The following is a 17747-nucleotide window of genomic DNA, read 5'->3' as shown; positions in this document are numbered from 1 at the left end:
CCTTTCCGCTCGACTTGCATGTGTTAAGCACGCCGCCAGCGTTCGTCCTGAGCCAGGATCAAACTCTCCATCAAGGTCCAACGACCCACCACACGAGCGGGCCAAACCTCAGAGAAAATCCCGGCAATGCAGTCCCGAAAGACTGCCTGCCTCAAAGAAATCCCCACCCCGAATCCTCACGGACCAGGGCAACGGGGGTGGCCAGACGATTCAGTCCAGCCAACTAAAGGCACTGGCTTTTAACACGCTGTTGAGTTCTCAAGAAACGGACACCCACCGCGCGGAACCCGCTCTCGCAGGCCCCCACTCCGGGGCAACCCTTCTATCTTACCGGAACCTTCCCGCCTGTCAACCGGACCAACCAGCCCGACATCCAGACCCAGCCCAGCCCCCCGCACACCAACCACCCGGACGACAAGATCGCCCAGAAGATCACTACTGCGGAGGAGTCCCGCGGGCCGGCCACCGCACACGCGGCGTCCTGCATCCCGTCCGGGCTGACCCTCCCAGACTACAACCACCCGGAGCGGACTCCGAACCGTTTTATGTCGGGAGGTTCCCCGGGGCCGTCCGCCGTGTCCGGCGTCCCGCATCCCCTTGGGGCACGAAGAAGATTAGGGAGGTCCGACGGAGTCGTCAAATCGGGCCGAGTGGGCCGATCCCGGCCCCGCGAGCCGAGGCGGAGCTCGACGTCGTCCCCGAGGCTGGAGCGTTCGCCACGCCCCTGCTCACCGACCGCGTCCAGGTAGACGGCGCGATGCTCGACGAGGACCACTTCCTGGCCAACCTGCAGAAGAACGGCACCTACTCGGTTGCGCCATCCATGGCGCGCCCGCCGATAGGCGGCGCACCTTGGAGGTCTTCAGTCTCCCGCAGGCCGGGGCGGGGTGCCCGGGTCGACGCGGTCGAGGGCATGCCGCTGTCAGTGTGGAGCCGCAGTGCAGGGCTCGCACCCCCCAGTCTGTGATCGCCGCCGGTGAAGCCGAGCGTGGGCGGCGCGCAGAACGAGAGCCGAGATGACCAGGCGATGACGCCACGCGAACCTCGACATCATGGGCAGCGGCCAGGGCTCGGTGACCACCGCCAGCCCCCATCACCCGCCAGCCCCCATCGCCCGCGCGTCGCCGCCACGGGCGGAACGGGGCGCGCCGACGGAGACGATGGCGACCATCGTGTCTTCCGTGCCGCAGCGGCCCCGCCGCCCCCGCGCCGGCTCGGTGCCCAGCGGCTCGGCCTGCTCCGCGACCGCCATGCCTCCGAGGTCGATCCGCGACGTGGCAGGCGGCCGGCGCCGCCGTGTGGTAGTCCGCCGCAGGCAGCGTCATCCCGCTTCCGTCGCCCGCCCAATCGGACAGGAGGAGCGGCACCATCGGCTGGAGGGCTGCGTCCACCCGGATGCCCTCAGGCGTCCGGGCGGACGCAGACCACTCCGGGTCAGGGACGGACGACCTCGACGCCGCCGATGTTGCGCTTGCCCCGGCGCAGGACCAGGAAGCGGCCGTGCAGCAGGTCGTCGGGCGACGGGACGGCGTCCTCGGCCTCGACCTTGGTGTTGTTGAGGTACGCGCCGCCCTGGGCGATCGTGCGGCGGGCCTCGGACTTGCTCTTGCACAGGCCGGAGGACGCGAACAGGTCGGCCACGGGCGGCAGCTCGCCGGGCTGGACCTCGGCGCGCGGCACCTCGGCGAGCGCCGCCCGCAGGGTCCGCTCGTCCAGGTCCTGCAGCTCGCCCTGGCCGAACAGGGCCCGGGACGCGGCGATCACGCGGGCGCACTCCTCGGCACCGTGCACCAGCGTGGTGACCTCCTCGGCGAGCGCGCGTTGCGGCATGCGGGCGGCGGGCCGTTCGGCGCCCTGCTTGACCAGTTCCTCGATCTCCTCCCGGGAGCGGAAGCTGAAGACCTTCAGGTAGCGCTCCACGTCCCGGTCGTCGGCGTTGATCCAGAACTGGTAGAAGGCGTACGGCGAGGTCAGCTCGGGGTCGAGCCAGTAGTTCTCGCCGCCGGCGGTCTTGCCGAACTTGGTGCCGTCGGCCTTGGTCAGCAGCGGCGTGGTCAGGGCGTGCGCGGAGCCGCTCTCGACGCGCCGGATGAGGTCGACGCCGGCGGTGAGGTTGCCCCACTGGTCGCTGCCGCCGGTCTGCAGGCGGCAGCCGTACCGGCGGTACAGCTCCAGGTAGTCCATCGCCTGCAGCAGCACGTAGCTGAACTCGGTGTAGCTCATGCCCGTGGTGTCCAGGCGCTTGCGGACGGTCTCGCGGGCCAGCATCCGGTTGACCGGGAAGTGCTTGCCGATGTCGCGGAGGAACTCGATGGCGCTCATCGGGCCGGTCCAGTCGAGGTTGCTGACCATGAGGGCGCCGGTCGGGCCGTCCCCGAAGTCCAGGAACCGCGACACCTGGCCGTGGATGCGCTCCACCCAGCCGGCGACGGTCTCCTTGGAGTTCAGGACGCGTTCGGCGCTCTTGCCGCTGGGGTCGCCGATCAGCCCGGTGGCGCCGCCGACGAGCCCGATCGGCCGGTGTCCGGCCTTCTGGAAGCGCCGCAGGGTGAGGATCTGGATGAGGTTGCCCAGGTGCAGCGACGGCGCGGTCGGGTCGAAGCCGCAATACAGCGTGACCGGCCCCGCGGCGAGCAGCGTCCGCAGGTCATCCAGATCGGTGGACTGCGCGATCAGATCGCGCCACGCCAGATCGTCCAGGATGTCGGTCACGTTCTTCCTCGATTTCGGATACGTCCATCATGGTGCGGATGGACCGCCGATACGTCGCGGTCCTCCCCCGCGCGGAAGCCGGGGGTCCTAGACACCTTACGGGCTCAGCACAGCTGATGCCTCATCGATTTCACCGCCCCGGCGGCTCCACGAACCGGGCGTGGCCTCCTCGGATGCCCTTCCCGGCACGGACGTCCGTCTCCCGTCCGCCGCTCACCCGTACCGGGCCACGGTGCCATCGACCATGGCCCCGACGACGAGGTGTCGTCGGCCGACAATGGCCGAGAGCCTCCGCGGGTCCCGGCAACGCCCGCCACCCGAGGCTCAATAGGCGTCATTTGCCACGGAGACGGCGATCACTCGGCGGAGGGGAGTCGCCCGCGTCCGGATTCGGCGATGGTGTGGGGTGCGCCGCCTGGTCCGCGCCTCGTCTTTCGGGCTCGACAGGTGCGGCCGCGTGAATATGACGTGTGGTTTCCTCACGCGGATGACATCGCGGAATTTCGGCGCCCGTCTCGGTGCGCGGGGCGTCCGGCGAATGGGGCGCGAAGCCGATCCGCGAAAACGGCGGCGGTCTAGGATCCGATCATGCTTTTCGGTCGGGGGCGAGAACAAGCGGTGATAGATCGGTTACTGGCAGACGTCCGGCTGGGGCGGAGCGGGGCGCTGGTGCTGCGGGGAGAGGCCGGGATCGGCAAGTCCGCCTTGCTGGACTACGCGGCGGCGGCGGCCGGGGACGGCGTGCGGGTGCTGCGCGGCGCGGGAGTCGAGCCGGAGATGGAGCTGCCCTTCGCGGGACTGCATCTGCTGCTGCGCCCGGCGCTGGAGGGCATCGGGCGGCTGCCCGCGCCGCAGGCCGAGGCGCTGCGCGGCGCGCTCGGCCTGGTGCCCGCGCCCGGAAAGGACCTTTTCCTGGTGGGCCTGGCGGTACTGACGCTGCTGGCCGACCTGGCCGAGCGGTGTCCGCTGGTGTGCCTGGTCGACGACGCGCACTGGCTGGATCACGCCTCGGCCGAGGCGCTGCTGTTCGCCGCTCGCCGTCTGGAGGCCGAGGGCGTCGCCTTGGTCTTCGCCGCTCGTGACGACGACCGGCCCTTCCCCGCCCCCGGCGTCGCCGAGCTGCGCCTTGCCGGGCTGGACGCCGCGGCCGCCGCCGAGCTGCTGGCCGAGCGGGCCGCGGACCTGTCACCGCGGGTGCGGGACCGCATCCTGGAGGACGCCCTGGGCAATCCGCTGGCCCTGCTGGAACTGCCCGCCACGCTCAGTCCCGCCCAGCGTCGCGGTGAACTGCCCGTGCAGGCCGTGGGTCTCGGCGAGGTGACCGCCTCCAGCCGGCTCAGGCAGACCTTCGGCGACCGCGTCGCCGCCCTTCCCGGCGGGACCGGAGCGCTGCTGCTGGTCGCCGCCGCCGATGACACCGGACGCCTGGACGTGGTGCTGGAGGCGGCCCGGCGGCTGGGCGCGTCGCTCGCCGACATCGCACCGGCCGAGACCGCACGGCTCGTCCGGGTCACCGACGGCCGGCTGGTGTTCCGCCATCCGCTGATCCGCGCCGCCGTCTACCAGAACGCGCCGGTCACCCTCCGGCTGGCCACGCACCGCGCACTGGCCGAGTCCCTGGACGGCCATGCCGACGACGCCGACCGGCGCGCCTGGCACCTGGCCTCGGCCGCCACCGGACCGGACGAGGACACGGCCGCCGCGCTGGAACGCTGCGCCGAGCACGCCCGCACGCGGGGAGGTTACGCCGCGGTCGCCGCCGCCTACGAGCGGGCCGCCCAGCTCACCCCCGCGCGGCTGGACCGTGGCCGCCGCCTGGTGGCTGCGGCCACGGCCGCCCTGGACGCCGGCTGGTGGCGGCGGGCCACCGAGCTCGCCGAAGCGGCCATCCCCGATCTGGAGGACCCGCCGGCCCTGGCGCGGGCCGCGCAGGTCCGCGCCGCCGTCGCCACCGCCGAGGGCCGTCCGCGGGCCGCGCACGCCCTGCTGACAGACGCGGCGGGCATGCTCACCGGACGGGACGACGACACCGCGGCGGCCATGTACGCCGAGGCGACCACCGCCGCGTGGCTCGCCGCCGACTTCGCCGCCGCGGCAGCCTGCGCACGGCGGGCGGCGGCGCTGCGGCCGCGGCCGGCGGGGAACGCCGGCCGGCTGGTGCGCGCCGCGCCGGAGCCGGCCCGGCCGGCCGCCGAGGAGCCGCCCAGGTCGTGGGCGTGGCTTCACGACATGCTGGAGGGCCTGCGTGATCACGGGCGGCCGCTGGGGTTACAGCAGCGTGCGAGGGTCGCGATATGGGACCTGGTGTTCGGTGACGACGACACCGCCTACGAGCGGGCCCTCACCATCGAGTACGAGTGCCGGGCCCAAGGCGCCGTCGGCGTACTGCCGACGGCGCTGGCGCTGACGGCCCGGTCGCAGATCGTCCGGGGGCTGCACCGTGACGCCTCGGCCAGTGCCGAGGAGGGGCTGCGCGTCGCCCGGGACACCGGCCAGCGTCAGGTCGCCGCCTACCTGACGGGCGTCCTGGCGTATCTGGCGGCCCTGGAGGGGGACGAGGACAGGTGCCGGGCCCTGACCGAGCGGATCGGCGAGGTCAGGGACCTGGCAGCGAGGGAACTGCGCCTTCTCACGCTGAACCTGCTCGACGTCGCCCTGGGCCGGTACGAGGCCGCCCTGCGCAGGGACGAGGAGGAGTACGGCGATGCCGCACCCGACGTACGCGTCGTGATGGCGCTGCACCGGGCGGGTGACGTGGTGGAGGCGGCGGTGCGGGTGGGGCGGTCCGACATCGCGCGGACGGTGTCGGAGTGGTGGTCGGAGTGGGCGGCGCACACCCGTCAGGCCTGGGCTCAGGCGGTGGCGCTGCGCTGTCGTGCGCTGCTGGCCTCCGGCCGGGAGGCCGAGCGGTACTACGCCGAGGCGGTCCGGCTGCACCAGCGGGGCGACCGGCCGTTCGAGCGGGCGCGCACCGAGCTGTTGTACGGCGAGTGGCTGCGCAGGGCCGGCCGCCGCGCCGACGCCCGCCGCGAGCTGCGGTCCGCTCTGGAGATATTCGAACGGCTCGGCGCCCGGCCCTGGGCCGACCGCGCCCGCGCCGAGCTGCGCGCCACCGGCGAACGCCGGGTCGGCTCCGGTCGCCAGGCCGGCGGTCTGGACCGCCTCACCCCGCAGGAGTTGCAGGTCATCAGGCTGGCGGCCACCGGCCTGAGCAACCGGCAGATCGCCGCCCGGCTGTTCCTCAGCCCGAGGACGGTCGGTTACCACCTGTACAAGGCGTTCCCCAAGCTCGGCGTCGCCTCACGCCGCGAACTGGCGGGACTCGACCTGGGCAGGGCGCCCTGACGCCGGCGCCGGCATCGGCGCCTGGTCGGCGCCCGCCCGGGTGTCCGCCCCGCGGTGGCGGACACCCGGGGCGCGTTCACTGGGTGACTTTGATCGTGACCCGCGCCGGACGGAGGCTCTGGTTCCCGTTGGCGGGGTTCGTGAGGACATACTCGAACGTGTCCGACCCCGGGAGATCCGCCGCCGTGTAGGTGATCGTTCCGTCGCCGTTCGACTGGGCGTCCCCCAGAGACGGGCCGTTCGTGATCCACACCCCGTTGCCCGCGGCGTTCTGGTCGTTGTCGCGCACATCGAAGGTGATCTTCTGGCCGCGTCGCACGGTGTAGGAGTCGTCCACCGGAGTGCCGATGGCGGGATCGACGTGCGAGATCCTGAGTTCGGCCACGCTCTGGCCGGCGCCGTCGGAGACGGTGACGTCCACCTGCGCGCTGTAACCCGGCCGCACCTCGCCCTGGAAGGTGACGGTGTCTGTGCTGTGGGTGGCGGTGCCCTCCCCCTGCGTCCTGACCCCGACGATCGTCATCGGGTCGCCGTCGGGATCCTCGCAGAGGTCGGAGACGTGCCAGGTCAGCGGCTGGCCGCGGAAGGCGATCTCGTCCGTGGCGATGCAGGCGGGCGCCCCGCCGCCGGCGGCGACGGCAGTGACGGGCGACGCGCCGATCATCACGGCGGCCACGGTGCCGGCGGCGAGTCCCGCGAGGGCGCGCGACGGCAGCGAACGGCTCGGGGGGTTGTTCTGCTTCATGGGTGTCCTTGTCCTCGACGGAAAAGTCGATCATGAGGCTAGGGAGGCCCCCGGACGGACCGCATCCGTCGCCGCGGCGGGAAACGCCGGACGATATGACCGGCATCATCCCGTGCGAGCACGACACCCCGGATTGCCGCATCCGTCATCACGACCTGAACACCGGGCGGCGGATGCGCGCCGGACGGCGGGTCGTACTATCGCCCGCCCAGGAAGTACCGCGCCGGGACGAACACCTCGTGCCCGGAGGTGAACCGGACCCGTACGCCGTCGCGGCGCCAGTCGGCCCCGGCCGGCACCGGCCGGTCGACCCCGAGGAACTCCAGCCGGACGAAGTGGCCGTAGCCGAGGTCGGGACTGCCGCCCGCGTACAGGCGGTAGGCCTGGTGGCGGCCGAAAATCCAGCTGCGTTCCCGGACGACGCCGACGTAGTGGCGCCTGTCGTCCTCGTACGTCACCGTCGCGGGCTGGGCGATGCGGCCGAACTTCTCCGTACGGTGAAGGCGCGTGTCCAGCAGCAGCACCAGCGCCGTGGCTCCCTGCGCGAGCAGCGCTGTCAGGACCACCGCCACCGCGCGTGACGCTTTACGGCGGTCAGGCATCGGCGGTCGCCGCTCCCGAGTTCCCGGCCTTCCCCGAACCGCGGCGGCGCGGGACGTGGGGGCGGTAGGGGGAGACGGTGGGGTCGCCGTCGATCCAGAAGCGCCAGGGGGTCTCCTTGCCGCCGTTCACGCCGGTGCGCGGCCCCGTCCGCACGAGGGGCGGGTCGACGGGGCCGTCCCCCGCCAGGATCCGCAGCTCCCCGCCGGGTGAGCAGACGTCCAGGCCGTTCTGTTCGCGGGCGATGGCCAGGGACTGGCAGAGCCTCGCGGGGCCGCGTGCCAGGTCCCGTACGGTCGAGCGTGGACGGCGGCGTCGCGCCACGTCCTCGCCCGCGATGACCTGGCCGGCACGCAGCAGGACGGCCGAGGCGGTGCCGTCCGGGCCGCACACCAGGTTGACGCAGAAGTGCATGCCGTAGGTGAAGTACACGTAGGCGTGCCCGGGCGGGCCGAACATCACCGCGGTCCGGGGGGTCAGCCCCCGGTAGGCGTGGGAGGCCGGGTCCAGGGGGCCGGCGTACGCCTCCACCTCGGTGAGCCGTACCGCGACCTCGCCCTCGTCCGTACGGTGCGCGAGCACACGTCCGAGCAGGTCGGGTGCGACTTCTTCGACCGGACGGTCGAAGAAGTCGCGTCGCAGCAGAACTTCGTCCATGACCTCACCGTGATGCCGCCTGGGCGCCGCCCCGTCTCCGTCCATGATCTGCGGACGCGGGCCGCCGGGTGGAGGTTCCGGGCGCGGCGCGGGTGCCACCCCGGGCGCCTGGGACGCCCGGGGTGTGCGTCGGCCTGTCACCGTACCGCTTGTCGGGAGACGGGGGGATCAGCTCTCGTCGGGGCCCGCGGCCCAGGCGGCGTGCTCGTTGACGAGGGCGCGCAGCGCGCTCAGCTGCTCGCGGACCCGGTCGGGGGCGGTGCCCCCGTACGCCTTGCGGGACGCCAGCGCCCCGTGGACGTCCAGGACCTCCCGCACGTCCGGGGTCAGGTGCGGCGACACCTTGGCCAGGTCCTCGTCGGTGAGGTCGCCGAGGTCCTTGTCGTTGACCTGGCACCACACCACCAGGTGGCCGACGACCTCGTGCGCCTCGCGGAACGGGACGCCGCGCCGCACCAGCAGCTCGGCCAGGTCGGTGGCCAGGGCGAACCCGTCGGGCGCCGTCGCCTCCAGCCGCTCGGTGTTGACCCGCATCGTGGCGATCAGCCCGGACATCGCGGGCAGGACCAGCAGCAGCGTCTCGACGGCGTCGAAGGCGCCCTCCTTGTCCTCCTGCAGGTCGCGGTTGTAGGTCAGGGGCAGGCCCTTGAGGGTGGTCAGCAGGCCCACCAGGTGGCCGATGAGCCGACCGGCCTTGCCGCGGGCCAGCTCCGCCACGTCGGGGTTCTTCTTCTGCGGCATGATGGACGACCCGGTGGCGTAGGTGTCGTCCATCTCGATCCAGCGGAACTCCTGCGAGGCCCACAGGCAGACCTCCTCGCCCAGCCGCGACAGGTGCACCCCGATCAGCGCGGCGGCGAACAGGAACTCGGCGACGAAGTCGCGGTCGGCGACGGCGTCCATGGAGTTGGGCGCGGCCGAGTCGAAGCCCAGCTCCTCGGCGGTGGCCTGCGGGTCCAGCGGCAGCGACGAGCCGGCCAGGGCGCCCGAGCCCAGCGGGGAGACGGCCGCGCGCCGGTCCCAGTCGCGCAGCCGGTCGATGTCGCGGGTCAGCGGCTGCACGTGCGCCAGCAGCTGGTGGGAGAACAGCACGGGCTGGGCGTGCTGCAGGTGGGTCATGCCGGGCGCGGCCACGCCCAGGTTGTGGTCGGCCTGGGCGATCAGCGCGGTCTCCAGCTCGACCAGCCGGTGCACGATCTGCCGGACGTGGTCGCGCAGGTACAGGCGCAGGTCGGTGGCGACCTGGTCGTTGCGGCTGCGGCCGGCGCGCAGCTTGCCGCCGAGGGTGCCGAGGCGCTCCAGCAGGCCGCGCTCCAGCGCCGTGTGGACGTCCTCGTCGGCGACGGTGGGCCGGAACTCGCCCGACCGGCACGCCTCCTCCAGGTCGTCCAGGGCACCGAGCATGCGGTCGAGCTCCTCGTCGGTGAGCAGGCCCGCCCGGTTGAGCACGCGGGCGTGCGCGCGCGACCCCATGAGGTCGTAGGGGGCCAGCCGCCAGTCGAACTGGACGCTCACCGAGAGCCGCGCGAGCGCGTCCGACGGACCGCCCTCGAACCGTCCGCCCCACAGTCGCGTCGGTGCCTTGGTCACGAAATTCCTCTTCCCACCGTCATGGCTGAGTTTCTGTCTACCGCGTCGGCTGCACCCGGGCCGTCTCGGGCCGGGGTCACGCGGCATGTCCCGCATCAGCGTACGACCACTTCGCCGGGGAGGGCGGCATGCCCCGTCCCGTGCGGCCCCGGTCTCGGCCGGGAACGCGGTCAGGTGTTCCTGCGGGGGCGCGCGGCCCCCTAGGCTCGTCGTTCGCGTCCGTTCGTCAGGCGCAGCAGGGACTGGGCGACCGACTCACCCCCGTCCGGGTCGCGGGCGATCACCAGGACGGTGTCGTCGCCGGCCACCGTGCCGAGGATGGTGGGCCACTCGGCGTGGTCGATCGCCGAGGCCAGGTACTGGGCGGCGCCCGCCGGGGTGCGCACGATCACCAGGTTGGCCGACGCCTCGGCCGACACCAGCAGCTCGGCGGCCACCCGGGCGAGCCGCCCGGTGAAGGTCTCGGCGGCGCCGGTGGCGGCGCGGCGGATGCGTTCGCCGCCCTCGCCGGGCACCGCGTAGATGAGGCTGCCGTCCTGGGCGCGCAGCTTGACCGCCCCGATCTCCACCAGGTCGCGCGACAGCGTGGCCTGGGTGACCTCGACGCCCTCGTCGGCCAGCAGCTTGGCCAGCTCCCCCTGGGAGTGCACGGGATGCCGGGTGAGCAGCTCGATCACCCGGGCCTGGCGGGCGGTCTTGGTGAGCGGGGTGGTCATGGTCAGTGCTCCAGCAACCAGGTCAGCAGGGCCTTCTGGGCGTGCAGGCGGTTCTCGGCCTCATCCCACACCAGGCTCTGCGGCCCGTCCAGGACGGCGGCGGCGATCTCCTTGCCGCGGTAGGCCGGCAGGCAGTGCAGCACGCAGGCGTCGGGGGCGGCCTGGGCGAGCAGCGCCTCGTCGATCGCGTACGGCTCGTAGACGGAGGTGTCCTTGCCCTCCTGGCCCATGGACACCCACGTGTCGGTGGCCAGCACGTCGGCGCCCGCGGCGGCGCGCTTGGCGTCGGCGGTGACGGTGACCGACCCGCCGGTCGCCGCGGCGATCTCGGTGGCGCGGTCGACGACGGCGGCGTCCGGCGGGAGCTGCTCGGGCGCGGCGATCCGCACGTGCATGCCGGCGGTGGCGCCGCCCAGCAGGTAGGAGTGGGCCATGTTGTTGGCGCCGTCGCCGAAGTAGGCCAGGGTGAGGCCGTTCAGGGCGCCCTTGGCCTCCCGGACGGTCTGCAGGTCGGCCAGGACCTGGCAGGGGTGGAACAGGTCGGTGAGGGCGTTGACGACGGGCACGGTGGTGCCGTCGGCCATCTCCTCGATGCGCTCCTGCCCGGAGGTGCGCCACACGATCGCGCTGACCTGCCGTTCCAGCACGCGTGCGGTGTCGGCGATCGTCTCGCCGCGGCCGAGCTGGCTGGAGCCGGCGTCCATGACCAGGGCGTGGCCGCCCAGCTCGGCGATGCCGACGGCGAACGACACGCGGGTGCGGGTGGACGGCTTGTCGAACAGCACCGCGACCGACCTCGGGCCCTCCAGGGGACGGCGGGCGAACCGGTCGCGCTTGAGCTCGGCGGCCAGATCCAGGACCTCGGCCTGCTCGGCGGGGGTCAGGTCGTCGTCGCGCAGGAAGTGCCGGACCATCGGTCAGTTCTCCTTACCGGCCGGGACGGCCTCGGCGGCCGTGTCGAGGATCGCCGGGAGCGCGTCGACGAACGACCGCGCCTCGCCGGCGGTGAGGATCAGGGGCGGGGCCAGGCGGACCGCGTCCGGCTGCACGGCGTTGACCAGGAATCCGGCGTCGCGGGCGGCGGCCTCCACGGCGGCGGCGACCGCGCCGTTCAGGACCACGCCCAGCCACAGCCCGCGGCCGCGCACGCCCGCCAGCAGCGGGTGGGAGATCGCGGCGATCCCGTCGGACAGCACCGCGCCGACCTCGGTGACGTTGGCGAGCAGGCCGTCGCGTTCGATGGTGTCCAGGACGGCCAGGGCCGCGGCGGCGCTGACGGGGTTGCCGCCGAAGGTGGAGCCGTGGTCGCCCTTGGCGAACACCTCGCCGTAGGGGCCGAGCGCGACGCACGCGCCGATCGGCATGCCGCCGCCCAGGCCCTTGGCGAGGGTGAGCACGTCGGGGCGGACGTTGTCGTGCTGGTGGGCGAACCAGGCGCCGGTGCGGCCGATGGCCGACTGGATCTCGTCGGCCACCAGCAGCGCGCCGGTGGCGTCGCAGATCCGCCGCGCCGCGGCGAAGTAGCCGTCCGGCGGTGGCACGACCCCGGCCTCGCCCTGGGTGGGCTCCAGGAACACGGCCGCGCACTGGTCGGTGACGGCGGCCTCCAGGGCTTCGGCGTCGCCGTAGGGGACGAACCGCACGTCCAGTCCGAACGGCCCGAACGGCTCGCGGATGGACGCCTTGCCCGTCAGCGCCAACGCGCCCATGGTGCGGCCGTGGAATCCGTTCTCGGTGGCCACGAAGTACGTGCGGCCGTGCGCCTTGCCGTGCTTGACGGCCAGCTTGACCGCGCACTCGTTGGCCTCGGTGCCGCTGTTGGCGAAGAACACCCTGCCGTCGCCGCCGAGCAGGTCGCGCAGCCGCTCGGCCAGCAGCACCTCCGGCTCGTGCAGGAACAGGTTGGAGGTGTGGGCCAGCCGCGCGACCTGCGCGGTGACCGCCTCGACCAGGGCGGGGTGGCCGTGCCCGAGGGAGCTGACGGCGATGCCCGCGATCAGGTCGAGGTAGGCGTTGCCGTCGGCGTCCCAGACCCGGCTGCCCTCGCCGCGCGCCAGCGCCACCTGCGGCACGCCGTAGTTGGGCATGAACGCGGCCTCGAACCGCTTTCTCAGCTCGTCGTTCATTTCCCCGCCTCCATGGGGCTGGGCAGGACCATCGTCCCGATCCCTTCGTCGGTGAAGATCTCCAGCAGCAGCGAGTGGGGCACGCGGCCGTCCAGCACGTGCGCGCGCGGCACCCCGCCGCGCACCGCGTGCAGGCACGCCTCCATCTTGGGCACCATGCCCGACGACAGTCCCGGCAGCAGCGCGGCCAGCTCGTCGGTGGTGAGGCGGTCGATGACGTCGTCGCTGTCGGGCCAGTCGGCGTACAGGCCCTCCACGTCGGTGAGGACCACCAGCTTGGCCGCGTCGAGCGCGACGGCCAGCGCGGCGGCGGCGGTGTCGGCGTTGACGTTGTAGATCTCGCCGTCGTCGCCGCGGGCGACGCTGGACACCACCGGGATGCGGCCGTCGTCCAGCAGCGCCCGCACCGCGTCGACCTGCACCTCGACGATCTCGCCGACCTGGCCGATGTCGACCGGCTCGCCGTCCACGACGGCGTGCTTGCGTTCGGCGGTGAACAGGTTGGCGTCCTCGCCGGACATGCCGACGGCGAACGGGCCGTGCCGGTTGATCAGCCCGACCACGTCCCGGCCGACCTGCCCGACCAGCACCATCCGCACCACCTCCATGGCCTCGGGGGTGGTGACGCGCAGCCCGGCGGTGAACGTGGACTCGATGCCCTGCTTGTCGAGGGCGGCATTGATCTGCGGGCCGCCGCCGTGGACGATCACCGGGCGCAGCCCCGCGTACCGCAGGAACACCACGTCCTCGGCGAACGTGGAGCGCAGCGCCTCGTCGGTCATGGCGTGCCCGCCGTACTTGATCACGACGGTCTTGCCGTGGAAGCGCTCCAGCCACGGCAGGGCCTTGATCAGGGTCTCGGCCTTGTCCAGGACCCCGGCCCGGTTCTTGCGCACCCGCGCTCCGGAGACGATGTCGCTCATGTCGAGTACGCCGAGTTCTCGTGGACGTAGTCGGCGGTCAGGTCGGTGGTCCAGACGGTGGCGCTGTGCGTGCCGGCCGACAGGTCGACGGTGATGGTGACGTCGCGGGGCCGCAGGTCGACCTTGTCGCGGTCGTCGCCGAACGAGCCGTTGCGGCACACCCACACGCCGTTGATGGCGACGTTGAGATGGTCGGGCTCGAACACCGCGTCGGTGGTGCCGACCGCCGACAGCACCCGGCCCCAGTTGGGGTCCTCGCCGTGGATGGCGCACTTGAGCAGGTTGTTGCGGGCGATGGAGCGGCCCACGGTGACGGCGTCGTCCTCGCTGGCGGCGCCGACGACCTCGATGGCGATGGCCTTGGCCGCGCCCTCGGCGTCGACCAGCAGCTGCCGGGTCAGGTCGGCGCACAGGTCGGTGAGCAGCTCGGTGAACGCCGCCTCGTCCGGGGTGACGCCGCTGGCACCGGACGCCAGCAGCAGCACGGTGTCGTTGGTGGACATGCAGCCGTCGGCGTCCAGCCGGTCGAGGGTGACGGACGTGGCGGCGCGCAGGGCCCGGTCGAGGGCGGCGGCGTCCAGGTCGGCGTCGGTGGTCAGCACGCACAGCATGGTGGCCAGCGACGGCGCGAGCATGCCCGCGCCCTTGGCCATGCCGCCGATCATGTAGCCGTCGCCCGGCCGGAAGGCGATCTTGGCGACGGTGTCGGTGGTGCGGATGGCGTCGGCGGCGGCCAGTCCCCCGTCGCCGCGCGACAGCTCGGCCACGGCCGCCTCCACGCCGGGCAGGAGTTTGTCCATGGGCAGCCGCTCGCCGATCAGGCCGGTGGAGCACACCGCGATCTCGCCGGCCGAGTCGGCCAGCAGCTCGGCGGCCTTCTCGGCGGTGGCGTGGGTGTCCTGGAACCCGGCCGCGCCGGTGCAGGCGTTGGCGCCGCCGGAGTTGAGCACCACCGCGCGCACGCGGCCGCTTTGGAGGACCTGCTGGGACCACAGGACGGGGGCGGCCTTCACGCGGTTGCGGGTGAAGACGCCGGCCGCCGCGCGGGAGGGGCCGTCGTTGACGACCAGGGCCAGGTCGCGGATTCCGCCGTCCTTGAGCCCGGCGACGACGCCGGCGGCGCGGAACCCCCGGGGGGCGGTGACGCTCACGGGGACACTCCGATCGTGGTGAGTCCGAGTTCTTCGGGCAGGCCGAGGGCGAGGTTGGCGCTCTGCACAGCGCCCCCGGCGGTGCCCTTGGCGAGGTTGTCGATGGCGGCGACCACGACGAGGCGCCCGGCGCGCTCGTCGAGGGCGGTCTGCACGAGCGCGGTGTTCGCGCCCAGGGTCATGGACGTGGCGGGCCAGGTGCCCTCGGGCAGCAGCCCGACGAACGGCTCGTCGGCGTACGCCCGCTCGTAGGCGGCGCGCAGCGTCTCGGCGGTGACGCCGGGCCGGGCCCTGGCGGTGCAGGTGGCCAGGATGCCGCGGCTCATCGGCGCCAGGGTGGGCGTGAACGACACGGTGACCGGCTCGCCGGCGACGGCGCTGAGGCCCTGCGCCATCTCCGGGGTGTGCCGGTGGCCGCCGCCCACGCCGTAGGCGCTGACCGAGCCCATGACCTCGCTGCCCAGCAGGTGCGGCTTGAGGGCGCGGCCCGCGCCGGAGGTGCCGGACGCGGCGACGACCACGACGTCCGGCTCGGCCAGCCCGGCGGCGAACGCCGGGAACAGCGCCAGCAGCACGGCCGTCGGGTAGCAGCCGGGCACGGCGATACGGCGGGTGCCGCGCAGGCGCTCGCGGTGGCCGGGCAGTTCGGGCAGCCCGTACGGCCAGGTGCCCGCGTGCGGGGTGCCGTAGAAGTGCTCCCAGTCGGCGGGGTCGGCCAGGCGGAAGTCGGCGCCGCAGTCGACCACGAGCACGTCGTCGCCCAGCCGCTCGGCGATCGCCGCGGACTGGCCGTGCGGCAGCGCGAGGAACACCGCGTCGTGCCCGGCCAGGACCTCCGGCGTCGTCTCGGCCAGGACCCGCCCGGCCAGCGGACGCAGGTGCGGCTGGTGCGCGCCCAGCGGCGTGCCCGCGTTGGCGCCCGCCGTCACCGTGCCGATCTCGAACTCGGGGTGGCCCGCCAGGATCCGCAGGACCTCACCGCCCGCGTAGCCGCTGGCGCCCGCCACCGCCGCCCGGATGCCCATCCGCACCCCGCCCTTCTCTCACCACGTTCAGCAAGAGTATGCAGCATGATGGATGAATATTCAAAGCCGGGTCCGTAACGTTACTCCGTCGGCGGCGACAGGCGACCGTGTCGTTCCAGCTCAGCTCGCGCTCACATGGCGTCGACCTCGGCCAGTCCGGCGGCGCGGTCCATGCGCAGCCAGCGGGTGATGCCCAGCGCACGCAGGAACGGCAGGTCGTGGCTGACCACGATCAGCGCGCCCCGGTAGGCGTCCAGCGCCTCGCCGAGCCTGTGCACGCTGGCCAGGTCCAGGTTGTTGGTCGGCTCGTCCAGCATCAGCAGGCGCGGCGCGGGCTCGGCCAGCAGCAGCGCCGCCAGCACCGCCCGGAACCGCTCACCGCCCGACAGCGTGCCCGCGGGCCGGTCGGCGCGGGCGCCGCGGAACAGGAACCGCGCCAGTCCGGCCCGCACCGCGTTCACCGACGCCGACGGGGCGAAGGCCCGCACGTTGTCGACCACGCTCAGCGCGTCGTCCAGGACGTCGAGGCGTTGCGGGAGGTACCGCACGCCCTCCACGCCCGTCCTGACGGTCGTGCCCGCCGTGAACGCCCCGGCCTCGGGCACCGTCTCGCCGGCGACCGCGCGCAGCAGCGTCGTCTTGCCCGAGCCGTTCGGGCCGACCAGCGCGATGCGCTCCGGCCCCCGCACGATCAGCTCCTCCAGGGAGCCCGGCTCGGGCGCGCGCAGCCCGGTGACGGTCAGCACGGTGCGGCCCGCCGGGACCTCGGTGGCGGGCAGCTCGACCCGGATCTCCTCGTCCTCGCGGACCGCCTCCTCGGCCTCGGCGAGCCGGTCGCGCGCGTCGGCCAGGCGCTGCTCGTGCATGATGCGGTGCTTGCCCGCCGACACCTGCGCCTCCCGCTTGCGCGCGTTCATGACGATCTTCGGCTCGCGCTTGCTGTCGTACATCTTGTTGCCGTAGCGGACGCGGCGGGCCAGCTTCACATGCGCCTCCTCCAGCTCGCGCTTCTGCCGCCGCAGATGCGTCTCCGCCGAGCGGACGGCGCGTTCGGCCGCCTCCCGCTCCACCGCCAGCAGCTCCTCGTAGGCCGGCAGGTTCCCGCCGAACGTGCGGACGGCGCCGTCGCGCAGGTCGGCGATCTCGTCCACCAGCTCCAGCAGCTTCCGGTCGTGGCTGACCACCACCAGCACGCCCGGCCAGGCGGCGACCGCGTCGTACAGGCGGCGCCGGGCGTCCAGGTCCAGGTTGTTGGTGGGCTCGTCCAGCAGCAGGACGTCGGGACGGGCCAGCAGCAGCGCGGCCAGCCCCACCATGACCGACTCGCCGCCCGACAGCGCCGCCACCGTGCGGTCCAGGTCGAGGTGCTCCAGGCCGAGGCGGTCGAGCTGGGCGCGGGCGCGTTCCTCCACGTCCCAGTCGTCGCCGACGGCGGCGAAGTCGTCCTCGGTGGCCTCGCCCCGCTCGATCGCGTGCAGCGCCCGGCGGGTCGCGGTGATCCCGAGCAGGTCGGACACGGTGCGGGCGGTGCCGAGCGGCAGGTTCTGCGGCAGGTGGCCGACCTGCCCGTCCACGCTCACCGTCCCGGACGCCGGCCGCAGCTCCCCGGCGATCAGCCGCAGCAGCGTGGACTTCCCGGACCCGTTGACACCGATCAGGCCCGTGCGGCCGGTGCCGAACGCGGCGTCCAGCCCGTCCAGCACCACGGTGCCGTCCGGCCAGGCGAACGACAGATCCGAACAGACGATGGAAAAAGACATCAGTGGCGGCCCTCCATGAACGCGTCGACATTCGAATGCGGAACACATGGAGACACCGCGGGACGCGCGCACGGACGGCGCGCGGGCACAGAAAAAGCCCGGGACGGAAAGTCCTGCCTGAGGTCACGTGCGCGCATGACGCCTTCGGCGTGCTGCCGCGCGGTGTCGGCGACCTCAGTTCTCCAACGGACTCCCCTGCCGGGCGACGATAAGACCGATCCAGCCTAGCCGGACATCAGCCCCCAACACAAAGGTCCCAAGGGTTATTCCCGTGCGCACGAGAAACGGCCCCGCACCGGCATGGCGCATTCGAGGGGTCGTCGCAACACCGGTTGATCAACTGGCTTCGGCCAGGAGCTTAGCGAGACGCTCGGCTGGGGTGTCCCAGCCGAGCGTC

General features: G+C 73.1%; 13 protein-coding genes and 1 rRNA gene. 1 reads left to right on the top strand and 13 read right to left on the bottom strand.

All coding sequences use genetic code 11. The features are described from left to right. Together ABZ801_RS41385 and tyrS are read right to left on the bottom strand one after the other, a co-directional pair. A 16S ribosomal RNA gene (locus tag ABZ801_RS41385) occupies positions 1–74 on the bottom strand; the annotation flags it as partial. Positions 75–1434: 1360 nt separating this feature from the next. Continuing rightward, positions 1435–2712: a tyrosine--tRNA ligase gene (gene tyrS / locus ABZ801_RS41380; protein ID WP_360709381.1), complete on the bottom strand. Its 1278-nt coding sequence runs from the start codon at positions 2710–2712 to the stop codon at positions 1435–1437. A gap of 588 nt (positions 2713–3300) precedes the next feature. Here tyrS and ABZ801_RS41375 point away from each other — a divergent pair. Then, positions 3301–6057: an AAA family ATPase gene (locus ABZ801_RS41375; protein WP_360709378.1), complete on the top strand. Its 2757-nt coding sequence runs from the start codon at positions 3301–3303 to the stop codon at positions 6055–6057. Positions 6058–6133: 76 nt separating this feature from the next. Here ABZ801_RS41375 and ABZ801_RS41370 read toward each other — a convergent pair whose 3' ends face one another. From ABZ801_RS41370 to ABZ801_RS41320, 11 genes are all read right to left on the bottom strand, one after another. After that, positions 6134–6802, bottom strand: coding sequence for an Ig-like domain-containing protein (locus tag ABZ801_RS41370; protein WP_360709375.1), 669 nt, complete (start codon positions 6800–6802; stop codon positions 6134–6136). A gap of 197 nt (positions 6803–6999) precedes the next feature. Further along, a complete protein-coding gene (locus ABZ801_RS41365) occupies positions 7000–7374 on the bottom strand; it encodes a hypothetical protein (protein ID WP_360709372.1) in 375 nt (124 codons plus the stop codon). 22 nt (positions 7375–7396) lie between these two features. Further along, positions 7397–8059 carry a DNA-3-methyladenine glycosylase gene (locus ABZ801_RS41360; RefSeq protein WP_360709369.1) on the bottom strand — a complete coding sequence of 221 codons (663 nt, stop codon included), beginning with the start codon at positions 8057–8059 and terminating at the stop codon, positions 7397–7399. Positions 8060–8227: 168 nt separating this feature from the next. Then, a complete protein-coding gene (gene argH, locus ABZ801_RS41355; protein ID WP_344957934.1) occupies positions 8228–9649 on the bottom strand; it encodes an argininosuccinate lyase in 1422 nt (473 codons plus the stop codon). Between the two features lie 200 nt (positions 9650–9849). Continuing rightward, complete coding sequence (locus tag ABZ801_RS41350) at positions 9850–10365, bottom strand: arginine repressor (RefSeq protein WP_344957932.1); 516 nt, start codon at positions 10363–10365, stop codon at positions 9850–9852. 2 nt (positions 10366–10367) lie between these two features. Next, a complete protein-coding gene (gene argF / locus ABZ801_RS41345) occupies positions 10368–11279 on the bottom strand; it encodes an ornithine carbamoyltransferase (protein ID WP_344957930.1) in 912 nt (303 codons plus the stop codon). Between the two features lie 3 nt (positions 11280–11282). Continuing rightward, the gene (locus tag ABZ801_RS41340; RefSeq protein ID WP_360709364.1) at positions 11283–12491 is read right to left on the bottom strand and encodes an acetylornithine transaminase; all 1209 of its coding nucleotides are present in this window, start codon (positions 12489–12491) and stop codon (positions 11283–11285) included. Next, positions 12488–13414: an acetylglutamate kinase gene (argB, locus tag ABZ801_RS41335; RefSeq protein WP_344957926.1), complete on the bottom strand. Its 927-nt coding sequence runs from the start codon at positions 13412–13414 to the stop codon at positions 12488–12490. Before argB ends, ABZ801_RS41340 begins: the two co-directional genes overlap by 4 nt. After that, the gene (argJ, locus tag ABZ801_RS41330; RefSeq protein ID WP_360709361.1) at positions 13411–14565 is read right to left on the bottom strand and encodes a bifunctional glutamate N-acetyltransferase/amino-acid acetyltransferase ArgJ; all 1155 of its coding nucleotides are present in this window, start codon (positions 14563–14565) and stop codon (positions 13411–13413) included. The genes argB and argJ overlap by 4 nt, the downstream gene beginning before the upstream one ends. Continuing rightward, positions 14562–15590 (bottom strand): N-acetyl-gamma-glutamyl-phosphate reductase, encoded by a 1029-nt coding sequence (argC, locus tag ABZ801_RS41325; RefSeq protein WP_360709384.1) that lies wholly within the window; start codon positions 15588–15590, stop codon positions 14562–14564. The genes argJ and argC overlap by 4 nt, the downstream gene beginning before the upstream one ends. Positions 15591–15721: 131 nt before the next feature. Next, entirely contained in the window at positions 15722–17350 is a 1629-nt protein-coding gene (locus tag ABZ801_RS41320) for an ABC-F family ATP-binding cassette domain-containing protein (protein ID WP_360709358.1), read from the bottom strand. Between the last annotated feature and the right edge of the window lie 397 nt (positions 17351–17747).

It is taken from the genome of Actinomadura sp. NPDC047616 (assembly GCF_040642915.1).
GTDB lineage: Bacteria > Actinomycetota > Actinomycetes > Streptosporangiales > Streptosporangiaceae > Spirillospora > Spirillospora miaoliensis.
The sequence above is the reverse complement of the archived record's forward strand: the minus strand, read 5'-3'. Positions and strand labels throughout refer to the sequence as shown.

Coding starts and splice junctions, on each gene's coding strand:
- ABZ801_RS41360 (WP_360709369.1), bottom strand. CDS start 8,059: ATGGACGAAGTTCTGCTGCGACGCGACTTCTTCGACCGTCCGGTCGAA.
- ABZ801_RS41340 (WP_360709364.1), bottom strand. CDS start 12,491: ATGAACGACGAGCTGAGAAAGCGGTTCGAGGCCGCGTTCATGCCCAAC.
- argB (WP_344957926.1), bottom strand. CDS start 13,414: ATGAGCGACATCGTCTCCGGAGCGCGGGTGCGCAAGAACCGGGCCGGG.
- ABZ801_RS41375 (WP_360709378.1), top strand. CDS start 3,301: ATGCTTTTCGGTCGGGGGCGAGAACAAGCGGTGATAGATCGGTTACTG.
- argF (WP_344957930.1), bottom strand. CDS start 11,279: ATGGTCCGGCACTTCCTGCGCGACGACGACCTGACCCCCGCCGAGCAG.
- ABZ801_RS41370 (WP_360709375.1), bottom strand. CDS start 6,802: ATGAAGCAGAACAACCCCCCGAGCCGTTCGCTGCCGTCGCGCGCCCTC.
- ABZ801_RS41350 (WP_344957932.1), bottom strand. CDS start 10,365: ATGACCACCCCGCTCACCAAGACCGCCCGCCAGGCCCGGGTGATCGAG.
- argC (WP_360709384.1), bottom strand. CDS start 15,590: ATGGGCATCCGGGCGGCGGTGGCGGGCGCCAGCGGCTACGCGGGCGGT.
- ABZ801_RS41320 (WP_360709358.1), bottom strand. CDS start 17,350: ATGTCTTTTTCCATCGTCTGTTCGGATCTGTCGTTCGCCTGGCCGGAC.